The 18,555-nt window shown below is 63.3% G+C and carries 13 protein-coding genes and 1 pseudogene; 10 read left to right on the forward strand and 4 right to left on the reverse strand.

The window, feature by feature from the left end:
• Positions 1-39: 39 nt before the first annotated feature.
• The 4 genes from G5S42_RS17755 to G5S42_RS17770 all read left to right on the forward strand — a co-directional run bounded on the left by G5S42_RS17755 (position 40) and on the right by G5S42_RS17770 (position 4,141).
• The gene (locus G5S42_RS17755) at positions 40-1,281 is read left to right on the forward strand and encodes a cytochrome P450 (RefSeq protein ID WP_246392028.1); all 1,242 of its coding nucleotides are present in this window, start codon (positions 40-42) and stop codon (positions 1,279-1,281) included.
• Positions 1,282-1,414: 133 nt separating this feature from the next.
• A complete protein-coding gene (locus G5S42_RS17760; RefSeq protein WP_176107967.1) occupies positions 1,415-2,173 on the forward strand; it encodes a glucose 1-dehydrogenase in 759 nt (252 codons plus the stop codon).
• Positions 2,174-2,208: 35 nt separating this feature from the next.
• Entirely contained in the window at positions 2,209-3,450 is a 1,242-nt protein-coding gene (locus tag G5S42_RS17765) for a cytochrome P450 (protein WP_246392029.1), read from the forward strand.
• Positions 3,451-3,469: 19 nt separating this feature from the next.
• A complete protein-coding gene (locus G5S42_RS17770) occupies positions 3,470-4,141 on the forward strand; it encodes a DUF4286 family protein (RefSeq protein ID WP_217709912.1) in 672 nt (223 codons plus the stop codon).
• A 279-nt stretch (positions 4,142-4,420) separates the two neighbouring features.
• On the opposite strand, the pseudogene G5S42_RS17775 reads toward G5S42_RS17770, so the two are convergent.
• Positions 4,421-4,722: pseudogene (locus G5S42_RS17775) on the reverse strand (acetyl-CoA hydrolase/transferase C-terminal domain-containing protein); the annotation flags it as partial.
• 1,500 nt (positions 4,723-6,222) lie between these two features.
• Between G5S42_RS17775 and G5S42_RS17780 the strand changes: the two are divergent.
• The 3 genes from G5S42_RS17780 (at position 6,223) to G5S42_RS17790 (ending at position 8,739) form a co-directional block, all read left to right on the forward strand.
• Complete coding sequence (locus tag G5S42_RS17780; RefSeq protein ID WP_176107968.1) at positions 6,223-7,788, forward strand: methyl-accepting chemotaxis protein; 1,566 nt, start codon at positions 6,223-6,225, stop codon at positions 7,786-7,788.
• A 121-nt stretch (positions 7,789-7,909) separates the two neighbouring features.
• Positions 7,910-8,293, forward strand: coding sequence for a hypothetical protein (locus G5S42_RS17785; RefSeq protein ID WP_176107970.1), 384 nt, complete (start codon positions 7,910-7,912; stop codon positions 8,291-8,293).
• Positions 8,290-8,739 carry an NUDIX hydrolase gene (locus G5S42_RS17790; RefSeq protein WP_013089984.1) on the forward strand — a complete coding sequence of 150 codons (450 nt, stop codon included), beginning with the start codon at positions 8,290-8,292 and terminating at the stop codon, positions 8,737-8,739. Before G5S42_RS17785 ends, G5S42_RS17790 begins: the two co-directional genes overlap by 4 nt.
• A 16-nt stretch (positions 8,740-8,755) precedes the next feature.
• Here the strand turns inward: G5S42_RS17790 and G5S42_RS17795 are convergent, their stop codons facing one another.
• Positions 8,756-9,670, reverse strand: coding sequence for a transporter substrate-binding domain-containing protein (locus tag G5S42_RS17795; RefSeq protein WP_376776881.1), 915 nt, complete (start codon positions 9,668-9,670; stop codon positions 8,756-8,758).
• A 178-nt stretch (positions 9,671-9,848) separates the two neighbouring features.
• Complete coding sequence (locus tag G5S42_RS17800) at positions 9,849-11,573, reverse strand: glutamine--tRNA ligase/YqeY domain fusion protein (protein ID WP_018433476.1); 1,725 nt, start codon at positions 11,571-11,573, stop codon at positions 9,849-9,851.
• Between the two features lie 348 nt (positions 11,574-11,921).
• On the opposite strand from G5S42_RS17800, the gene ggt reads away from it, so the two are divergent.
• Together ggt and G5S42_RS17810 are read left to right on the forward strand one after the other, a co-directional pair.
• Positions 11,922-13,742 carry a gamma-glutamyltransferase gene (ggt, locus tag G5S42_RS17805; RefSeq protein WP_176107974.1) on the forward strand — a complete coding sequence of 607 codons (1,821 nt, stop codon included), beginning with the start codon at positions 11,922-11,924 and terminating at the stop codon, positions 13,740-13,742.
• Between the two features lie 55 nt (positions 13,743-13,797).
• Positions 13,798-14,358, forward strand: coding sequence for an RBBP9/YdeN family alpha/beta hydrolase (locus G5S42_RS17810; protein WP_176107976.1), 561 nt, complete (start codon positions 13,798-13,800; stop codon positions 14,356-14,358).
• 18 nt (positions 14,359-14,376) lie between these two features.
• Here the strand turns inward: G5S42_RS17810 and G5S42_RS17815 are convergent, their stop codons facing one another.
• Positions 14,377-15,597: a CaiB/BaiF CoA transferase family protein gene (locus G5S42_RS17815; RefSeq protein ID WP_176110562.1), complete on the reverse strand. Its 1,221-nt coding sequence runs from the start codon at positions 15,595-15,597 to the stop codon at positions 14,377-14,379.
• Between the two features lie 322 nt (positions 15,598-15,919).
• Between G5S42_RS17815 and alaS the strand changes: the two genes are divergently transcribed.
• Positions 15,920-18,544 (forward strand): alanine--tRNA ligase, encoded by a 2,625-nt coding sequence (alaS, locus tag G5S42_RS17820; RefSeq protein WP_176107977.1) that lies wholly within the window; start codon positions 15,920-15,922, stop codon positions 18,542-18,544.
• Positions 18,545-18,555 lie beyond the last annotated feature (11 nt).

Below are 18,555 nucleotides of genomic sequence, written 5' to 3' on the forward strand. Positions count from 1 at the left end.
TATCGAGGCAGCGTTTCTCCATCAAACATCGAGGAAGGAATGGACACAACCGAAACCACCCTCACATGCCCATTCGCCGCGGGGCACTTTCCGTGGCCGCGAGACGGCGCCGCGCCGTTGGTTCCGCCGCGTCAGTATGCTCTTTTGCGCGAGCATTCCCCCGTCGTTCAGGTCAGTTTGTGGGACGGCAGTCTGGCGTGGCTCGTCACCGACATGAAGCATTTCCGCGAAGTCATGACGAGCCCGCACTTCAGTGCGTCGCCGTTGACGCCCGGTTTTCCGTTCGTCTCGCCGTCGCGGGCCGCGCAGTCGAAGTCGTATCAGACCTTCATCACGATGGACCCCCCGGAGCACGGCCAGTATCGCCGGACGCTGACGAAGGAATTCATGGCAAAGCGCATGCAGGAGTTGCGTCCGCTGGTCCAGAGTTCCCTCAATCAGCTTCTCGACAGCATGGAGCGTCACGGCGCACCAGCCGACTTCATCGAGGCTGTCGCATTGCCGCTTCCGTCACTTGTCATTTCGATCATGCTCGGTGTGCCCTACGAGGATCACGACAAGCTGCAGAAATGGAGCGGTGACCGGATGGATATGTCGATCGCGCCCGAAGCACTGACGCAGTCGGCAATGCATATGACTCAATACATCGACGCGTTGCTGCTTAAAAAGGAGCGCGACCCGGGTGATGGTAGCGATCTGTTGAGCCGGATGGCGATCGAGTGGATCAATCCCGGCAAGGTGTCGCATGCCGAGGCCGTGCAGATGGCGACGCTTCTCTACCTGGCCGGACACGAGACGACCGCGAATCAGATCGGCCTCGGGCTGCTGAGCCTCTTTCAGCATCCCGAGCAACGCGCGGCATTGATGGAAAACGCGTCGCTCGTCAAAGGCGCCGTGGAAGAAATGCTGCGCTTTCATTCGATCACGCACATGAACTCGAACCGGGTCGCGACGGAAGACGTCATGATCGGCGGCAAATTGATCCGGAAGGGCGAGGGCGTGTTAGCGCTGCTCCACGGCGCGAATCATGATCCGCTTGCGTTCCCTGAACCCGAGCGCTTCGACATCCGCCGGGATACGAAAGACCAATCACATGTCGCGTTCTCGTTTGGTATTCACCAGTGCCTCGGTCAGCCGCTCGCAAGGCTCGAACTTCAAGTGGTGTTCGAAACGATCTTCAAACGCTTTCCGCATCTGGAGCTTGCAGCACCCGAGGATGCACTGCGCTACAAGGACAGGTCCTTCGTCTACGGATTGAAGACACTGCCTGTCCGTTGGTAGATGGAGGAAGAGATGAAGGCTCATTCGTTTGCGAAGGGCATGCGCGAAATGCTTGACGCGCTGATCGCGATTTTCGCCAGTCTGGCGATGGCGGCATAGTGAAGCGTCATCGAGCAATAAGGGGAGCAACTAAATGGATCGGAAGCTAGGCGGAAAGGTAGCGTTGGTCACGGGCGGCGCGTCGGGCATCGGCCGGGCCACGGCGATCGCATTCGCCCACACCGGTGCGGCTGTCGTCGTCGCGGACGCTGATGCAGCGGGGGGACGTGAGACGGTCGAGTTCATCGAGACTCACTGTGACGCACGAGCGATGTTCGTTCAGGTGGACGTTACTGATGCCGACTCAGTCAAGACAATGGTGCGTTCGGCCGTCGACTGCTTCGGCAGGATCGACATGGCTTTCAACAATGCAGGGGTGCCGGATCGCGCCACGAGCCTCCATGTCTCTACGCAGGAGAACTGGGACTGCGTGATGTCCGTGAATCTGGAAGGCGTCTGGCACTGCATGAAGGCTGAACTCGATCACATGCTGGTCGCGGGGAAGGGTGTGATCGTCAACAATTCATCGCGCTCGGGTCTCGTCGGCGTACCCTCTGACGGTGTATATGGCGCGGCAAAACACGGTGTCATCGGATTGACGAAGGCAGCAGCAATCGAATTTGCCGCCAGAGGCATTCGCATTAATGCGGTGTGTCCCGGGCTCGTCGAAACAGCGCTTACGCGCGCCCGCTTCGGCGACGAACTGTCCGCGCGCGCGGCGACAGCCAATCCGCTTGGCCGGTTGGCGCAACCCGAAGAAATCGCGGATGCCGTCGTGTGGTTGTGTTCCGATGCGGCATCTTTCGTCGTTGGCGTGGCGCTGCCCGTTGACGGGGGCGCTACTGCGCGTTAAACGAATGCAGTTATTTAATTCGAGGAGCCACCTTGATGACCAACGATACTTCCGTCCATTCATGTCCAATGGACGTAGACACCTTCCCGTGGCCCCGCGCCGCGGAGTGCCCGCTGCATCCGCCACCCCGCTACGCGATCGTTCGTGAGAGTGACCCCATCAAGCGCGTAACGGCCTGGGACGGCAGCACCGTATGGCTCGTGACGAAGATGAAGGACTTTCGTGAGGTACTAACGAGCCCGCATTTTAGTGCATCGCCGGAGACACCTGGATACCCTTCAGTGTCGCCCGCGCGCGCGGCGCAGTCGAGGTCCTATCAGACATTTATCACGATGGACCCACCGGAGCATGGTCAGTATCGGCGCACGCTGACCAAAGAATTCATGATGAAGCGAATCGACGAGTTGCGGCCGTTCGTGCAAAAGACGCTCGATGACTTGCTCGATCAGATGATCGAGAAGGGGGCACCCGTCGACTTCATTCAGGATGTTGCGCTGCCGCTTCCCTCGATGGTCATCTCCATCATGCTCGGTGTACCTTATCAAGATCACGCGCGGTTGCAGATGCTAAGCAGCAATCGTATGAATCTCGACATCAGCCCGGAATTGCTCAGGCGGTCTGCTCAGGAGATGGAGCAATATCTTGACCGCCTTCTACGCGAGAAGGAGGAGAATCCTGGTGACGGAAGCGATCTGCTGAGTCGTCTCGCCATTGAGTGGATCAACCCAGGCAAGCTGTCGCACGCCGACGCTGTGCAAATGGGCGCTTTGCTGTACCTCGCCGGACACGAAACCACCGCGAACCAGATTGGCCTTGGTTTGCTAAGCTTGCTGCAGGAACCTGAGCAAGTGGCAGCGCTGAATGCGGACCCCTCGCTGGTGCGGAGCGCGGTGGAGGAGATGCTGCGCTTTCATTCGATTACGCATATGAATTCCGCCCGTGTGGCGACCGCCGATGTCATGATCGGGGGCCAGCTCATTCGCAAGGGCGAGGGTGTCTTCGCACCGGTGCAGGCGGCGAATCACGATCCCGAGGCATTTTCGGAGCCCAACCGGTTCGATATTCGTCGTGATAGCAAAGGTGCATCCCATGTCGCGTTCTCGTTCGGCGTGCACCAGTGCTTAGGGCAACCGCTTGCGCGCCTTGAACTCCAGGTGTTGTTCGAGACGCTGTTCAAGCGGCTACCAACACTGCGTCTCGCCGTGCCTTTCGACGCACTCGAGTTCAAGCATAACGGCAATGTGTTCGGACTGGTTTCATTGCCGGTCGAGTGGTAGTTTCAATTGAAGGTAGAACATGACGCAATCCGGCCCAGCTATCCTCTGTGCGACGCTTACCATACGCGAATGCGACGAAGAAAACTTCGTCGCTTGGCACACGCGCGAGCATTTTCCGGAGCGCCTTGCAATTCCTGGATTTCTACGCGGCCGGCGCTTCGAGCGCACGGATGCAAAACGGTGCTATTTGATTCTCTACGATGTCGAGTGTCTTTCCGTGCTTTCCCGGCCGGATTATCTTGAACGTCTGAATAACCCCACGACCTGGACTCGCGCCACCCTTCCGACCTTCCAGGATGGCCAGCGCTCAGCATACCGGTTGCTGGCGGATTCTGGGAACGCAGAAGCAGCGTTTGTGATGATGGTCCGCGTGCGATCGCTTGATGCACTGGCGTTAAAGGAAGAGATCACGTCGGAGCTACTAAACGATTGGTGCAGACGGCCCGGCATTGTGCGAATTGCTTTCGCAGAGTCTGACCAGATCGCTTCAACGCATGTAACGGAAGAAAGTCGTCAAAGCGGCAATCGCTTTGCCGAAGATTGGATTTTGTTGGTCGAAGGACTCTCTGAAAAGCATCTGCGGGATTTCGCACGCGATGAATTCACTGCGTCACGCTGCCGCCGATGGGGTTTAGTCGGGGATGAATGCTGGAAGACCTATGGTTTGCAGGTGCGTGTCGCCAACAACTGATTCTTGACTAACTTCCCGTCACCGATCGAGTGCATCGACCTATGCAAGCGCATATGCTCGTGACTTTATATGACGATATCCGTTTACAGGCGGGTCAACGAGCGAACAGAGAGGACACTTCGCTGTGGCGCCGGTTCTTCGCACTGTACCAAGACGGAAGAATTCGATGGTGCAAATCCCCGAATGGCTGGCCGGTCAGTATCGGTCACCGCATCTAGCCACTGAATCGGATTTCGACGCCGCGATTCACATGAGTAGGCCTTCCACGCAGCATGCGCATTACTGCCTGCCCTCTGCCAATTCGCGAAACAGCGCCACCCGATCCGTTGCTAGACCGCATGTTTTATGCATCGAGCCGCGCTGGACATAGCGCTGGTTCCAGGACAACGCGTCATCAAGCAGATGCGGAGTGTGTTTGCCGTAGCGCTTTCGCGGCAGGACCGATCGAAATAGTCTTGCAGCATAGGGCGGTAGTCGGGATGCGCGTATTGCGCGATGACCTGCCGAGCCCGTTGTTTCGGCGAAAGCCCGCGCAGATCGGCAAGCCCCTGCTCGGTGACGAGCACAGCCACGTCGTGCCCGCTATCACTACTTGACGTCACCATCGTCGGCGATGGGCCACATTGCCGACGTAGACCCCGTCCGCTCGAATGTGGGCAATGGCCGAATCACGCGCGGTCTTCTTACTCTGACCCGAGTTTCTCGTTGTATCTCGTACGCCACGACTCGAACATCGCGTTCTTTCCGTCAAGAGTTTGACTCTCGAATCCCCGGTCGTTAAGCACCTCCGCTAAAGACCGAAGGCAACTTGGTATTTCGGGCAATCTAGCCAACGGTTTATCGATGTAAGCTTTGGCCGGCTTTGAAAACGCGCTGCCTGCACTGACGAGAACGTGCTGCAAACGAACGTTGTCAGTCACAAGTATTTCGGGGGGTGCGTTTTTCTCTGCCAACTCACAGATTGCTCTAAGCTCCCAGAGCGGCGCGGGACTGTCGAAAATCCGAATGCATAAACAACGGGGGGGCGGGATTTCGAACACGAATATCCAGCTTGCCGAGGGAACGCCTACATACTTACCTGCGTATGTGGTGATGAACCATGCCCGAGTGTCATTGCTAAGATTTGCAAACTCGAGTTCCATATATGGCAACTGGACCACCTGTTCCTCCGTGAGATGAGGATCATCTCATTATTGGACTGCAAGGCACGCCGACGCAACCCCGTGTACGGGCAGACGCCCGGGCGTTTCGTGGACGCCGCCGGCCGATGGATGGCGGGCGGAACCCAGCGTGCGAAAAACGAGTTCTATCGTTCCGGTGCGGTCGCTGGAAACGGCGCGATTCAGAGTCTATCTCATGCTGAGATGCTTTCCGATCGGGGGCGGTCATTCGCATTTTGCGAAGACGCATATTCGCCAGCACCGATCGCCAACGGCTCTAAAGTGACCTGCAGCCGCCATAGGGCGCCTTATGGGCAAGCGTCCCCAAAGGCCGGATTATTGTCATTGAGCGGGGGAACCGGTTGCCGCTTGACTCTACCTAGCCTTTGCCCCGGCCGGCGGCGCGGATCAGCCGGAGAACCGCAGCGCAGACACCGCCGGCCGATTGCCGTGATAAGCGGCGTTATCGCGTCAATCCGCGCAAATCTCTGGGCTGTCATCGCCCGTCTGATCTCCTCTCCGGCGAGCAGGCTGGGTGCATCCAGCTACCCCTCCTCGCCTGTCAAGCTTCTGACGGGCAGTTTTTGCGCTTCAGATAATATGCAATTACTTGCACATTTGAAGTGTCTGTGAGATGCCCTTGAAGGCCTTGCCAGAACGCATTCACTCACTCATACGGCCGGCCGCCGCCTTTTTTTGCCCTATATAAGAGTTCGAGCCCCTCCTGCCGTACCAGAATCATCGAAGGGTTACAGGCCTCGCGCCTGTAACCCTTTTTGTCTTTTTGCTGTCTTTTCGCACCTCGCGCGGATCCTTGAACGCGACGCCGAGCTTGCTTCGGGTGTTTCCCGACTTAGGAAATCGCGCGCGACGCCGTTAGTTCGACAGAACCGTTTGACGCGCCGCGATGGAGGAATCAGCGTGAACCGACTAAGCCTCAACACCAAACTCTGGCTCGCGCTGCTGATCACGTGGCTCGGCCTGCTCGGCCTCGGCGGCTGGGCCGCGTGGCAGTCGCGCGCGACGATGCTCGCTGAGCGCAAGTCGGCGGTGCAGAACGTCGTCGAGAGCGCGTACGGCATCGTCGCCGACTACGCGCAGCGCGCCGACCAACACGAGCTGACGCCCGATGAGGCGCGCCAGCAGGCGCTCGCCCGCCTGTCCACGATGCGCTACCCCGGCAGCGGCTACATGATCGTGACGACCGCGACGCCGGTCGTGATCATGCATCCAGTGCTCGCCGATTTGCGCAACAAGGACGTGTCGCACTACGCGGACACCGACGGCAAGCTGCTGTTCGTCGAGATGGTCAAGGTGGCGCAGGCGCAGGGGCACGGCTTCGTCGATTACATGGGACGCCTTGCCGGCCACAACGAGCACGTGCCGAAGATCAGCTTCGTCAAGCGCTTTGCCGCGTGGGACTGGTATCTGATTTCGGGCGTCTACGTGAACGACATCGACGCGGCGTTCCGCGCCGACCTGCTGCGCTATCTGCTGACGATCCTCATGATCGGCAGCGTCAGCACCATCGCGCTCGTGCTGATCATCCGCAACGTCAAGCGCAGTCTCGGCGGCGAGCCCGCCTACGCGGCGAGCGTCGCGGAGACGATCGCCGACGGCGATCTATCGTGCCCCGTCACACTGGCCGGCAACGATCAGGAAAGCATGCTGTTCGCGATGCAGCGCATGCAAAGCCGCCTCGCCGACGCGATCAGGCGTATTCGCGGCGGCACCGAAACGATCACGGTCGCGGCGGAAGAAATCGCCGCGGGCAATCTCGATCTGTCGGCACGCACGGAACAGCAGGCGTCGTCGCTCGGCGAAACGGCCGCGAGCATGGAGCAACTGACGGCGACCGTCAAGCAGAACGCCGACAACGCGCTGCAGGCCAACCGCATGGCGCACTCCGCGTCGCAGCTCGCGGGCGAGGGCGGCGAGGCCGTGCAGCACGTCGTCGCGAATATGCAGAGCATCGCGGCGAGTTCGGCGCGCGTCGTCGATATCATCGGCGTGATCGAGAGCATCGCGTTTCAGACCAACATCCTCGCGCTGAACGCGGCCGTCGAAGCCGCGCGCGCCGGTGAGGAGGGTCGCGGCTTCGCGGTCGTCGCGGGCGAGGTGCGCAATCTCGCGCGCCGCAGCGCCGACGCGGCCAAGGAGATCAAGACGCTGATCGAGGATTCGGTCGCGCGCGTCGGCAGCGGCAAGGCGCTCGTCGAGAAAGCGGGCGGCACGATGGATTCGCTCGTCGATGCGGTGAAGCGCGTGACCGACATCATCAGCGAGATTTCCGCCGCGTCGGACGAGCAGAGCCGCGGCATCGAGCAGGTCAATCTCGCGATCGCGCAGATGGACGAGACCACGCAGCAGAACGCGGCGATGGTCGAGCAGGCGGCGGCCGCCGCGCAGTCGATGCAGGCGCAGGCGCAGATGCTGCGCGACGTCGTCAGCACGTTCCGCCTGCAGGGGGCGGCCGCCGCGCGTTGATGGCCGCGTCGATGGCGCGCTGCCTGCAGAAGTGCGCATGCTATGCTTTTGAGGTCAGGATCAAAAGCCCAAAAACCGCGTGCGCCCGTGCGCGCCGTGCGCACTTCAAGGAGAGTCCCACATGTCGACGCGAACCCGTGTGCTGTTCCGCCTTGGTGCCGCAGGCCTGCTGCTCGGCGCGGCGATCGGCGCGCAAGGGGCGAACCTGGCCTTTCTGAACGACACGCCGATCACCTACATGAAGCAGCGCGACAACGACTCGATCAAGCGCGCGGTCATGAGCGCGCTCAATGACAGAAAGGACGGCGACAGCTTTACGTGGGTCAACGACGGCACCGGCAATAGCGTGAAGATCGACGCGACCATCACGATGGATAGCACCTCGACCGACGGCGGCCGCACTTGCCGCATCCTCGGCGTCGTACTCAATGCGAAAGGGCAATCGATGAACCTGCGTCCGAACTTCTGCAAGGTAGGCGGCGCCTGGCAACTGCAGAAGCGATGAGCCCGCGAATCGTCTCATGCGGGATCGTGCTGCTCGATCCCGACGGGCGCGTGCTGCTCGCGCACGCCACCGAAACGACGCACTGGGATATTCCGAAAGGGCAGGGCGAGGACGGCGAGGCGCCGCACGTCACCGCGCTGCGCGAGATGGTCGAGGAGACCGGCATCGCGCTCGAGGCTGGCCGCCTGAAGGATCTCGGCCTGTTCGTCTATCGGCGCGACAAGGACCTGCATCTGTTCGCGGCGCGCGCGAGTGCCGGCGAACTCGATCTGAGCACGTGCACCTGCACGTCGCTATTTCCGCGCCGCTCGGACGGCACGCTGATCCCGGAGATGGACGACTACCGCTGGGCGTCGATCGAAGAGGTCCCGCACTATGCGAGCCGTAGTCTGACGCGGCTCTTCGAGACGACGCTGTCGCTCGCGGAACTGCACCGGTCGCTATAGAGGGCGCGCGCCGCGTTTAATCGAGCGCGTGGTCGTTAGGATGCGCGAACAACGCGCGGTTCTGCTCCGACAGCGGGAAATTGACATTGATGCCGCGCGGCGGAATCGGCTGCGTGAACCACTGCCGGTACAGACGCTCCGCGTCGCCGGACGTCTGCGAGCGCACGATCACGCGATTCACGAGCGCGCGGAACGGCTCGTCGCCCTTGCGGAACATGCACGCATACACCTCGTAGCCGAGCGGCGTACCCGTCACGATGAAATCGTCGGGATGCGGGTCGGTCGCCTTGAAACCGTAGACGATCGGCTCGTCCATCACGAACGCCACCGCGCGGCCGTCCTTCATCGCGTTGAAGGCTTCCTGATGGTCGCGCACGCTCATGATGCGCATGTTCAGCTGCTTCTCGGTGTTGAGGCTGCGCAGCAGGCGCTCGTCGGACGTGCCCGCAGTCGTCACGACCGGCTTGCCGGCCAGATCGGGGAAGTCGGTGATGCCGCTGTTCTTGCGCGTGATCATGCGCACCGCGTACTGGAAAAAGCTGTCCGAAAACGCGGCGACGTTTTCGCGCTCGACCGTGTGCGTGGTCGAGCCGCATTCGAGATCGATCTGATTGTTCAGCAGCATCGGCGTGCGGTTCGACGAAGTCACCGTGATTTCGTGAACCCGCAACTGTGCGATGCCGAGCGTCTTCCTGATTTCATCGATGATCTGCATCGCGATCGCCTGCGAGTAGCCGACCGTGCGCTTGCCGTCGAAGTACGAGAACGGGATCGATGCCTCGCGCACGCCGAGCACGACGACGCCATCGTCGTGGATCTTTCTCAGCGTGCCGGTCAGTTCATCCGCGCGTGCGGGGCCGGCGAACGCGAACACGCCGCAGGCGGCCAGCGCAAGCAGCACGCGGTGCATGCCGCGCACGAGATGCGGCATGCCTGAGCCGCGCGGGGCCCGTCCGCCCCGAACCATACCTTCAGACCCTTCCCCGCAGCGGCCTGCAACCTTCATCGGGCCTCCCGGACCGGCGCGCCCAGGCGAGCGCGCTGTGATATCGATCTAACATCCTGCAACCCGGATGGCCCGGCAGCGCCGGGCCGTCGCTGACGCGAGCTTAGGCCGGCTTGCCCCAACTGTCGCGCAGACTGACGATGCGGTTGAATACGGGCTTACCCGGCTTCGAATCGACGCGATCGGCAACGAAGTAGCCGTGCCGCTCGAACTGGTAGCGCTGCTCCGGCAGCGCGTGGCGCGCGCCGGTTTCGAGGTAGGCCTGGACCACGCGCTTCGAGTCCGGATTCAGCGCTTCGAGGAAATCGCGCCCGCCGGCGTCCGGTTGCGGTTCCTTGAAGAGCCGGTCGTAGATGCGCACTTCGGCCGGGCACGCGGCCGCCGCGCTGACCCAGTGGATGTTGCCCTTGACCTTGTAATTGTTCGCGCCTTCGGTGCCCGATTTGCTGTCCGGGAAGTAGTTGCAGTGCACCGCGACGATGTTGCCGTTCTCGTCCTTGTCCGCGTGCGTGCATTCGATCACGTAGCCGTAGCGCAGGCGCACCTTGTTGCCCGGGAACAGGCGGAAGTAGCCCTTCGGCGGCGTTTCCGTGAAATCCTCGCGCTCGATCCACAGCTCGCGAGAAATCGGAAACTCGCGCACGCCCTGTTCCGGATGATGCGGATGCACCGGTGCGTGGCACGGCTCGGTGAGGCGTTCGGGGAAATTGTCGATGATCAGCTTGACCGGATCGAGCACGGCGGCGATGCGCGGCGCCTTCTCGTCGAGATCGTCGCGCAGCGCGCCTTCAAAGACGCTCATGTCAATCCACGAGTCGACCTTGGTCACGCCGATGCGCTCGCAGAACAGCTGGATCGATTCGGGCGTGAAACCGCGCCGGCGCACGCCGACGATGGTCGGCATGCGCGGGTCGTCCCAGCCTTCCACATGGCCTTCGTTGACGAGTTGCAGCAGCTTGCGCTTGCTGGTGATCGCATAGGTCAGGTTCAGGCGCGAAAACTCGATTTGCTGCGGCAACGGACGCTTGAAGATGCCGGCTTCGGCGAGCTCGTTCAGGATCCAGTCGTACAGCGGGCGGTGATCTTCGAATTCGAGCGTGCACAGCGAATGCGTGATGTTTTCGAGCGCGTCCGAGATGCAGTGCGTGTAGTCGTACATCGGGTACACGCACCAGGTGTCGCCGGTACGGTAGTGATGCGCGAAGCGGATGCGATAGATGACCGGGTCGCGCATGTTGAAGTTCGGCGACGACATGTCGATCTTCGCGCGCAGCACGTGCTCGCCTTCCTTGAACTCGCCCGCCTTCATGCGGCGGAACAGGTCGAGGTTTTCCTCGACCGAACGCTCGCGGAAACGCGACGGCGTGCCGACTTCGGTGGCCGAGCCGCGGTTCGCGCGCATTTCCTCGGCCGACTGACTATCCACGTACGCCTTGCCGCGCTGGATCAGCAGCTCGGCGAACTCGTACAGCTTGTCGTAGTAGTCGCTCGCGTAGTACAGATGCTCGGTGCGGTCCTTTTCCCATTCGAAGCCGAGCCAGCGCACCGAGTCGATGATCGACTCGACGTACTCGACGCTTTCCTTCTCCGGATTGGTGTCGTCGAAGCGCAGATGGCACACGCCGCCGTAGCTGCGCGCGACGCCGAAGTTCAGGCAGATGCTCTTCGCGTGACCGATGTGCAGATAGCCGTTCGGCTCCGGCGGGAAGCGCGTTTCGACGCGCTGGCTCCATTTGCCGGTGCGGTTGTCGTCGTCGATGATGTTGCGGATGAAATTGGATGCCGCGGGCGCGTCGTTGCGGTCAGCGTCTTTGCGTTCGGTATTCATGCGAGAAGATGAGAGTCCGTGGGGGCGCGTGATGCGCCCGCTTAGCCGTCAATTCTACCTGACGAGCCCGCTCGCGGCAGGCGCTTGCGGCGTGCAGCCAACGGTGGGGCGGGTCTGGCGCGGATGCCGCAGTCACCGGGGCAGGCGCGCGGGGCTGTAACAGGAGGTAAAACGGGTTGGCGACGCGCGCCGCGCCGACTTAGGATGCGCTGCTGCGCGCGGCCCGCGCACCCGCGCTGGGCCTTCGCGCGGGGCAGGCTGCCTGAGCTGTCCACGCTGTTCTTCGTCGCTTGCACGAGGCTCCTCTGCTCGTGCGCCATGCTCGCCTCGTTGCCGGAGTTCTCTCGGATGTCTATCCCGATGCACGGCGCGTTTCGCGCGCCTTTCGCCCGCGCTTTGGCTAGCGCCCGATTTTCTTGCCGTACTCGTCGCGTGCTCGCTTCGGCGTGGTTTGCCGCGCTGGCCGTGAACGTGGCCGCGCCGCTGTCCGCTGCTGCGAAAACACCGCCGCCGAAGCCGGCGCTCGATGGGTCGGCCGTCGCCGCGCCGGACGGCTACAGCGCCGACACCGCGCAGCAGATCTTCGCCGAAGGCGGCAACGCGGTCGATGCCGCGGTCGCGATGGCCTTCACGCTCGCCGTCACGCGGCCCGATGCGGGCAACCTCGGCGGCGGCGGTTTCATGACGCTGCTGGTCGACGGCAAGCCGTATTTTCTCGATTATCGCGAGCGCGCGCCGCAGCAGGCGAACCGCGACATGTACCTCGACGACAAGGGCAACGTGGTGCCTGGCATGAGCACGGTCGGTCATCGCGCGGCGGCCGTGCCGGGCACTGTCGATGGTATGTGGCAAGCGCAGCGGCGCTTCGGCAAGCTCAAATGGAAGCAGGTGCTCGCGCCCGCGATCCATTACGCGACCGACGGCTTCCAGGTCGGCCCGCGCCTGCAGCAGCGACGCGACGCGGCCGCGAAAAGTTTCGCCGGCAAGACCAATTTCGACGCCTATTTCGGCAACCTGAAAGCGGGCGCGACGCTGCGCCAGCCGGAACTCGCGCAGACGCTTGGGCGAATCGCGAGCGACGGCGGCAGCGAGTTTTACGAGGGCCGCACCGCTCAAATGATCGCCACGCAGATGTACGGCCACGGCCTGATCACGAGCCAGGATCTGAGCCAGTACAAGGCACTCTGGCGCGAGCCGCTCGCGGCCGACTGGCACGGCTACCGCGTGATCACCGCGCCACCGCCGAGCTCGGGCGGCGTCGGGCTGATCCAGTTGCTGAAAATGCGGGCCGCTCTGCAGCCGGCGTTCGACGGTCTCGCGTTGAATTCGGCGCCGTACATCCATCTGATCGCGCAGATCGAGGATCGGGTATTCGCTGACCGGCAACGCTATATCGGCGACCCGGACGCATCGCCGGTACCGGTCGCGAAGCTGATCGACGACGGCTACCTCGCGCAGCGCGCGGCCGAAGTCAAATCCGGCGAAGCGCCCGGAGCGGCCCCGGAGAAGCCCGGCGTCGACGGCGCCGCGGCGACGGAGAAGGCGCAAACCACCCATTTCTCGGTGGTCGACAAGTGGGGCAACGCGGTGTCGAACAGCTACACGCTGAACGGCGATTTCGGCTCGGGCGTCGTGGTGGACGGCGGCGGGTTCCTGCTGAACGATGCGATGGACGATTTCCTGATCAAGCCGGCCGGCGCCGGGGCGACGGGCGCGTCGGGCGCGTCGGGCGCGGCCTCGGCATCCGGCGCCGCCGATGCCGATGCCGAGCCGAACATGATCGCGCCGGGCCGCCGCCCGATTTCGTCGATGACGCCCACGCTGCTGCTGAAGGACGGCAAGATCGCGCTGGCGATCGGCACGCCCGGCGGCTCGCGCATCCTGACGACGATCTTCCAGGTGATGACGAATCTGTCCGACTTCGAGATGTCGCCGATGGACGCGCTCGCCGCAATGCGTTTCCATCATCAGCTGCTGCCGCAAAAGACCATCTACTTCGAGCCGTACCATGCCGCGCCGGATGAGCTCGCCACGCAATTGAAGGAGCTCGGCTATACGGTCGAGCAGCAGCCGTTCAACGGCGACGTGCAGATGATCCGCGTGAACGGCGCGACGCCCGAGCCAGCGAGCGATCCCCGTGGTGCCGGCGTGGCACGCGTGATACGGTAGACGCCCCGCCGCGCTATCCCGCGAGCGGGCCATAAGCCGAACACGGGGAAAAACGATGACCGAACAACAACCAACCAAACTAGTACTGCCGGGCTATCTGGACTCCGGCCCAGGCCACTGGCAAACGCGCTGGCAAGCGCTCGATCCCGCGTTCGTCCGCGTGCGGATGCCGGACTGGGACCACCCTTCGCGCGACGCCTGGTGTCGCACGCTGGCCGCCACGCTCGATTCCCTGGACGCGCCGGTCGTGTTCGCCGCTCACAGTCTCGGCTGTCTGACCACGGCGTTCTGGGCCTCGCAGTACGCGAGCGCGGCGCAACTCGCGAAAGTGGCCGGCGCGCTGCTGGTCGCCGTGCCCGATCCGGCCGAAGCGCATTTCCCGCGGGACGCGACCGGCTTTGCGCCGGTGCCGCTCGAGCGCCTGCCGTTTGCGACGATCGTCGTGGCGAGCAGCGACGATCCGTATGGCGGCGTGCCGTTTTCACAAACCTGCGCGAGCGCGTGGGGCAGCCGCTGGATCGGCATCGGCGCGCGCGGCCACATCAACGCCGATAGCGGCCTCGGCGATTGGGACGAGGGGCGGAGCTGGCTGGCTTCGCTAACGCGTGTGCGCTGAGTCTCGCCGCCTCGTCGATCAGATCACCGCTTTCCGCTTCAACTCCGCAATCGTCTGCGCGTCGTATCCGAGCAGGTCGCGCAGCACGCGCTCGGTATGCTCGCCGAGCAGCGGCGGATGGCTCAGCGCCTGCGGCGGCGTGCCGGTCATGTTGATCGGATTGCGCACGAGCTTGACCGTGCCGCCCGACGGATGCGGCAGAGCCACCTGCAGACCGCGCGCGACCACCTGCTCGTTGTCGAACACTTCGTCGAGGTCATTGATCGGCCCGCACGGCACGCCGGCCGCTTCGAGCGCCGCGATCCATTGTTGCTTGCCCTGCAAGCGGACCATGTCCGCGAGCATCGGCACGAGCAGTTCGCGGTTGCGCACGCGCGCGGGGTTGGTCGCGAAACGGTCGTCGTCGGCGAGTTCAGGGCGGCCGCCCACCTCGACGAACTTGCGGAACTGTCCGTCATTGCCGACCGCGACGATGATCCAGCCATCGCTCGTCTGGAAGGTCTGGTAGGGCACGATGTTCGGATGCGCGTTGCCCCAGCGTACCGGCGGCTGGCCGCTCGCGAGGTAGTTCGAGTTCATGTTGGCGAGCATCGCGACCTGCACGTCGAGTAGCGCCATGTCGATGTACTGGCCTTCGCCCGTGCGGTCGCGGTGCGTGAGCGCGGTCAGCACGGCGATCGTCGAGTACATGCCGGTCATCAGGTCGGCGATCGCGACGCCGGCCTTCAGCGGGCCGCCGCCCGGCTGGCCGTCGCGCTCACCGGTAATGCTCATGAAGCCGCCGATGCCCTGCACAATGAAGTCATAACCGGCGCGTTGCGCATACGGCCCGGTTTGCCCGAAGCCCGTGACCGAGCAGTAGATCAGGTCGGGCTTCACCGCTTTGAGCGATTCGTAGTCGAGGGCGTATTTCTTCAACTGGCCGACCTTGTAGTTTTCGAGCACGACGTCGCTTTGCGCGGCCAGTTCGCGCACGATCCTCTGGCCCTCGGGCGACGCGATGTCGAGCGTGACCGAGCGCTTGTTGCGGTTCGCCGCGAGATAGTAGGCGGCTTCGCGCGTGTCCGCGCCGTCCGGCGTCCGCAGATACGGCGGCCCCCAGTGGCGCGTGTCGTCGCCGACCTCGGGGCGTTCGATCTTGATGACGTCGGCGCCGAAATCGGCGAGCGTCTGCGCGCACCACGGACCGGCGAGCACGCGGGTGAGATCCAGCACGCGGATGTGACTGAGAGCGCCCATGTTCCTGAATGTCTCCTGATGGTTGCAGGCCGCGCGGCGAGCCGCCATGCGCCATTTCGCGCGAAGTTTCGTGGAAGTCATCTTAAGCGATTCCCGCTCGCGGGCGCAGTCAGCCGAACGTCATAGCGCCGTTCGGACGATCGGACATGCGAGTGTCGCAGCGGGCGCATGCCGTGCTGGCCGGATGGCCAGCACGCCGGCGCGCAGTGCCGCGCACGCGTGCCGATCCCGTATAATCAGTCGTTTAAAGAAACAGACAGTTGGCGCATCCCATCGACCGCCAGTCTTCGTCAGGAACCGTCAGGACCGTCCCCCGCACGCTATGAAAGCCGCTGATATCCGCGAGAAATTCCTCAAGTTCTTCGAATCGAAGGGCCATACGATCGTCCGTTCGTCGAGCCTCGTGCCCGGCAACGACCCGACGCTGCTCTTCACCAATTCGGGGATGGTGCAGTTCAAAGATGTGTTCCTCGGCGCGGAATCGCGTCCGTATTCGCGCGCCACGACCGCGCAGCGCAGCGTGCGCGCCGGCGGCAAGCACAACGATCTCGAGAACGTCGGCTACACCGCCCGTCACCATACGTTCTTCGAGATGCTCGGCAACTTCTCGTTCGGCGACTACTTCAAGCGCGACGCGATCCACTACGCGTGGGAACTGCTGACCGAAGTCTACAAGCTGCCGAAAGACAAGCTGTGGGTCACCGTCTACCAGGAAGACGACGAAGCGCACGACATCTGGGCGAAGGAAGTGGGCGTGCCGGTCGAGCGCATCATCCGCATCGGCGACAACAAGGGCGCGCGCTACGCGTCGGATAACTTCTGGCAGATGGCCGACACCGGCCCGTGCGGCCCGTGCTCGGAAATCTTCTACGACCACGGCCCGGACGTGTGGGGTGGCCCGCCGGGATCGCCCGAGGAAGACGGCGACCGCTACATCGAAATCTGGAACCTCGTGTTCATGCAGTTCAACCGCGACGCGCAGGGCAACATGACGCCGCTGCCGAAGCAATGCGTGGACACCGGCATGGGCCTCGAGCGTATCGCCGCAGTGCTGCAGCACGTGCACAGCAACTACGAGATCGACCTGTTCCAGGCGCTCATCCAGGCCGCCGGCCGCGAAACCGGCGTGACCGATCTGACCAACAACTCGCTGAAGGTGATCGCCGATCACATCCGCGCGTGCTCGTTCCTGATCGTCGACGGCGTGATTCCGGGCAACGAAGGCCGCGGCTACGTGCTGCGCCGCATCGTGCGCCGCGCGATCCGCCACGGCTACAAGCTCGGCAAGAAGGGTTCGTTCTTCCATCGCCTCGTCGCCGACCTGGTCGCGCAGATGGGCGAAGCCTATCCGGAACTGGCGCAGGCCGAGCAGCGCGTGACCGACGTGCTGCGTCAGGAAGAAGAGCGCTTCTTCGAGACGATCGAGCACGGCATGTCGATTCTCGAAGCCGCCTTGGCCGATCTCGACGCCAAGGGTGGCAAGACGCTCGACGGCGAACTCGCGTTCAAGCTGCACGACACCTACGGCTTCCCGCTCGACCTGACCGCGGACGTGTGCCGCGAGCGCGAAGTGACGGTCGACGAAGCCGCATTCGACGATGCGATGGCGCGTCAGCGCGAGCAGGCGCGCGCGGCGGGCAAATTCAAGATGGCCCAGGGCCTCGAATACTCGGGCGCGAAGACCACGTTCCACGGCTACGAAGAAATCGTCTTCGACGACGCGAAGGTCGTCGCGCTGTATGTGGACGGCGCGTCGGTGCAGCAGGTGCAAGCCGGTCAGCCGGCGGTCGTCGTACTCGATCACACGCCGTTCTACGCGGAGTCGGGCGGCCAGGTCGGCGACCAGGGCGTGCTCGCGAATGCCAGCACGCGCTTTGCCGTTGCCGATACGCTGAAGGTGCAGGCCGACGTGGTCGGCCATCACGGCACGCTCGAGCAGGGCACGCTGAAGGTTGGCGACGTCGTCAAGGCGGAAATCGACGCGGTGCGCCGCGCTCGCACGGCGCGCAACCACTCGGCCACGCACCTGATGCACAAGGCGCTGCGCGAGGTGCTCGGTTCGCACGTGCAGCAGAAGGGCTCGCTCGTCGACGCCGACAAGACCCGCTTCGACTTCGCGCACAACGCGCCGATGACGGACGAACAGATCCGCCGCGTCGAGGAAATCGTCAACGCGGAAGTGCTGGCGAACGCGCCCGGTATCGTGCGTTTGATGTCGTACGACGATGCGGTGAAGGGCGGCGCCATGGCACTGTTCGGCGAAAAGTACGGCGACGAAGTGCGCGTGCTCGACCTCGGCTTCTCGCGTGAGCTGTGTGGCGGTACGCACGTGAATCGCTCGGGCGACATCGGCTTCTTCAAGATCGTGATGGAAGGCGGCGTCGCGGCCGGTATCCGTCGCGTCGAAGCGATCACCGGTGATAACGCGGTGCGCTACGTGCAGGAGCTCGAAGCGCGCGTCAACGCGGCAGCGGCCGTGCTGAAGGCGCAACCGGCGGAACTCACGCAGCGCATCGGCCAGGTGCAGGACCAGGTAAAGGCGCTCGAGAAGGAACTGAGCGCGCTGAAGTCGAAGATGGCGTCGAGCCAGGGCGACGAACTCGCCGGCCAGGCGATCGAAGTGGGCGGCGTGCATGTGCTCGCGGCAACGCTCGAAGGCGCGGACGTGAAGACGCTGCGCGAAACGGTCGACAAGCTCAAGGACAAGCTGAAGAGCGCGGCGATCGTGCTCGCGTCGGTCGAAGGCGGCAAGGTCAGCCTGATCGCCGGTGTGACCGCCGACGCCAGCAGGAAGGTCAAGGCGGGCGAACTGGTCAACTTCGTGGCCCAGCAGGTGGGCGGCAAGGGCGGTGGCCGTCCGGACATGGCGCAGGCTGGCGGTACCGAACCGGCCAACCTGCCGGCGGCGCTCGCGGGCGTCAAGAGCTGGGTCGAAGGACAGCTTTGAATCTGATGGTC

Origin of the sequence: Paraburkholderia youngii, from assembly GCF_013366925.1 — a bacterium.
Classification (GTDB): Bacteria; Pseudomonadota; Gammaproteobacteria; order Burkholderiales; family Burkholderiaceae; genus Paraburkholderia; species Paraburkholderia youngii.

Excerpts from the sequence above, each read along its gene's own strand:
- G5S42_RS17755 (WP_246392028.1), top strand. The coding sequence starts at position 40 with ATGGACACAACCGAAACCACCCTCACATGCCCATTCGCCGCGGGGCAC.
- G5S42_RS17760 (WP_176107967.1), top strand. The coding sequence starts at position 1,415 with ATGGATCGGAAGCTAGGCGGAAAGGTAGCGTTGGTCACGGGCGGCGCG.
- G5S42_RS17765 (WP_246392029.1), top strand. The coding sequence starts at position 2,209 with ATGACCAACGATACTTCCGTCCATTCATGTCCAATGGACGTAGACACC.
- G5S42_RS17770 (WP_217709912.1), top strand. The coding sequence starts at position 3,470 with ATGACGCAATCCGGCCCAGCTATCCTCTGTGCGACGCTTACCATACGC.
- G5S42_RS17785 (WP_176107970.1), top strand. The coding sequence starts at position 7,910 with ATGTCGACGCGAACCCGTGTGCTGTTCCGCCTTGGTGCCGCAGGCCTG.
- G5S42_RS17790 (WP_013089984.1), top strand. The coding sequence starts at position 8,290 with ATGAGCCCGCGAATCGTCTCATGCGGGATCGTGCTGCTCGATCCCGAC.
- G5S42_RS17795 (WP_376776881.1), bottom strand. The coding sequence starts at position 9,670 with ATGCCGCATCTCGTGCGCGGCATGCACCGCGTGCTGCTTGCGCTGGCC.
- G5S42_RS17800 (WP_018433476.1), bottom strand. The coding sequence starts at position 11,573 with ATGAATACCGAACGCAAAGACGCTGACCGCAACGACGCGCCCGCGGCA.
- ggt (WP_176107974.1), top strand. The coding sequence starts at position 11,922 with ATGTCTATCCCGATGCACGGCGCGTTTCGCGCGCCTTTCGCCCGCGCT.
- G5S42_RS17810 (WP_176107976.1), top strand. The coding sequence starts at position 13,798 with ATGACCGAACAACAACCAACCAAACTAGTACTGCCGGGCTATCTGGAC.
- G5S42_RS17815 (WP_176110562.1), bottom strand. The coding sequence starts at position 15,597 with ATGGGCGCTCTCAGTCACATCCGCGTGCTGGATCTCACCCGCGTGCTC.
- alaS (WP_176107977.1), top strand. The coding sequence starts at position 15,920 with ATGAAAGCCGCTGATATCCGCGAGAAATTCCTCAAGTTCTTCGAATCG.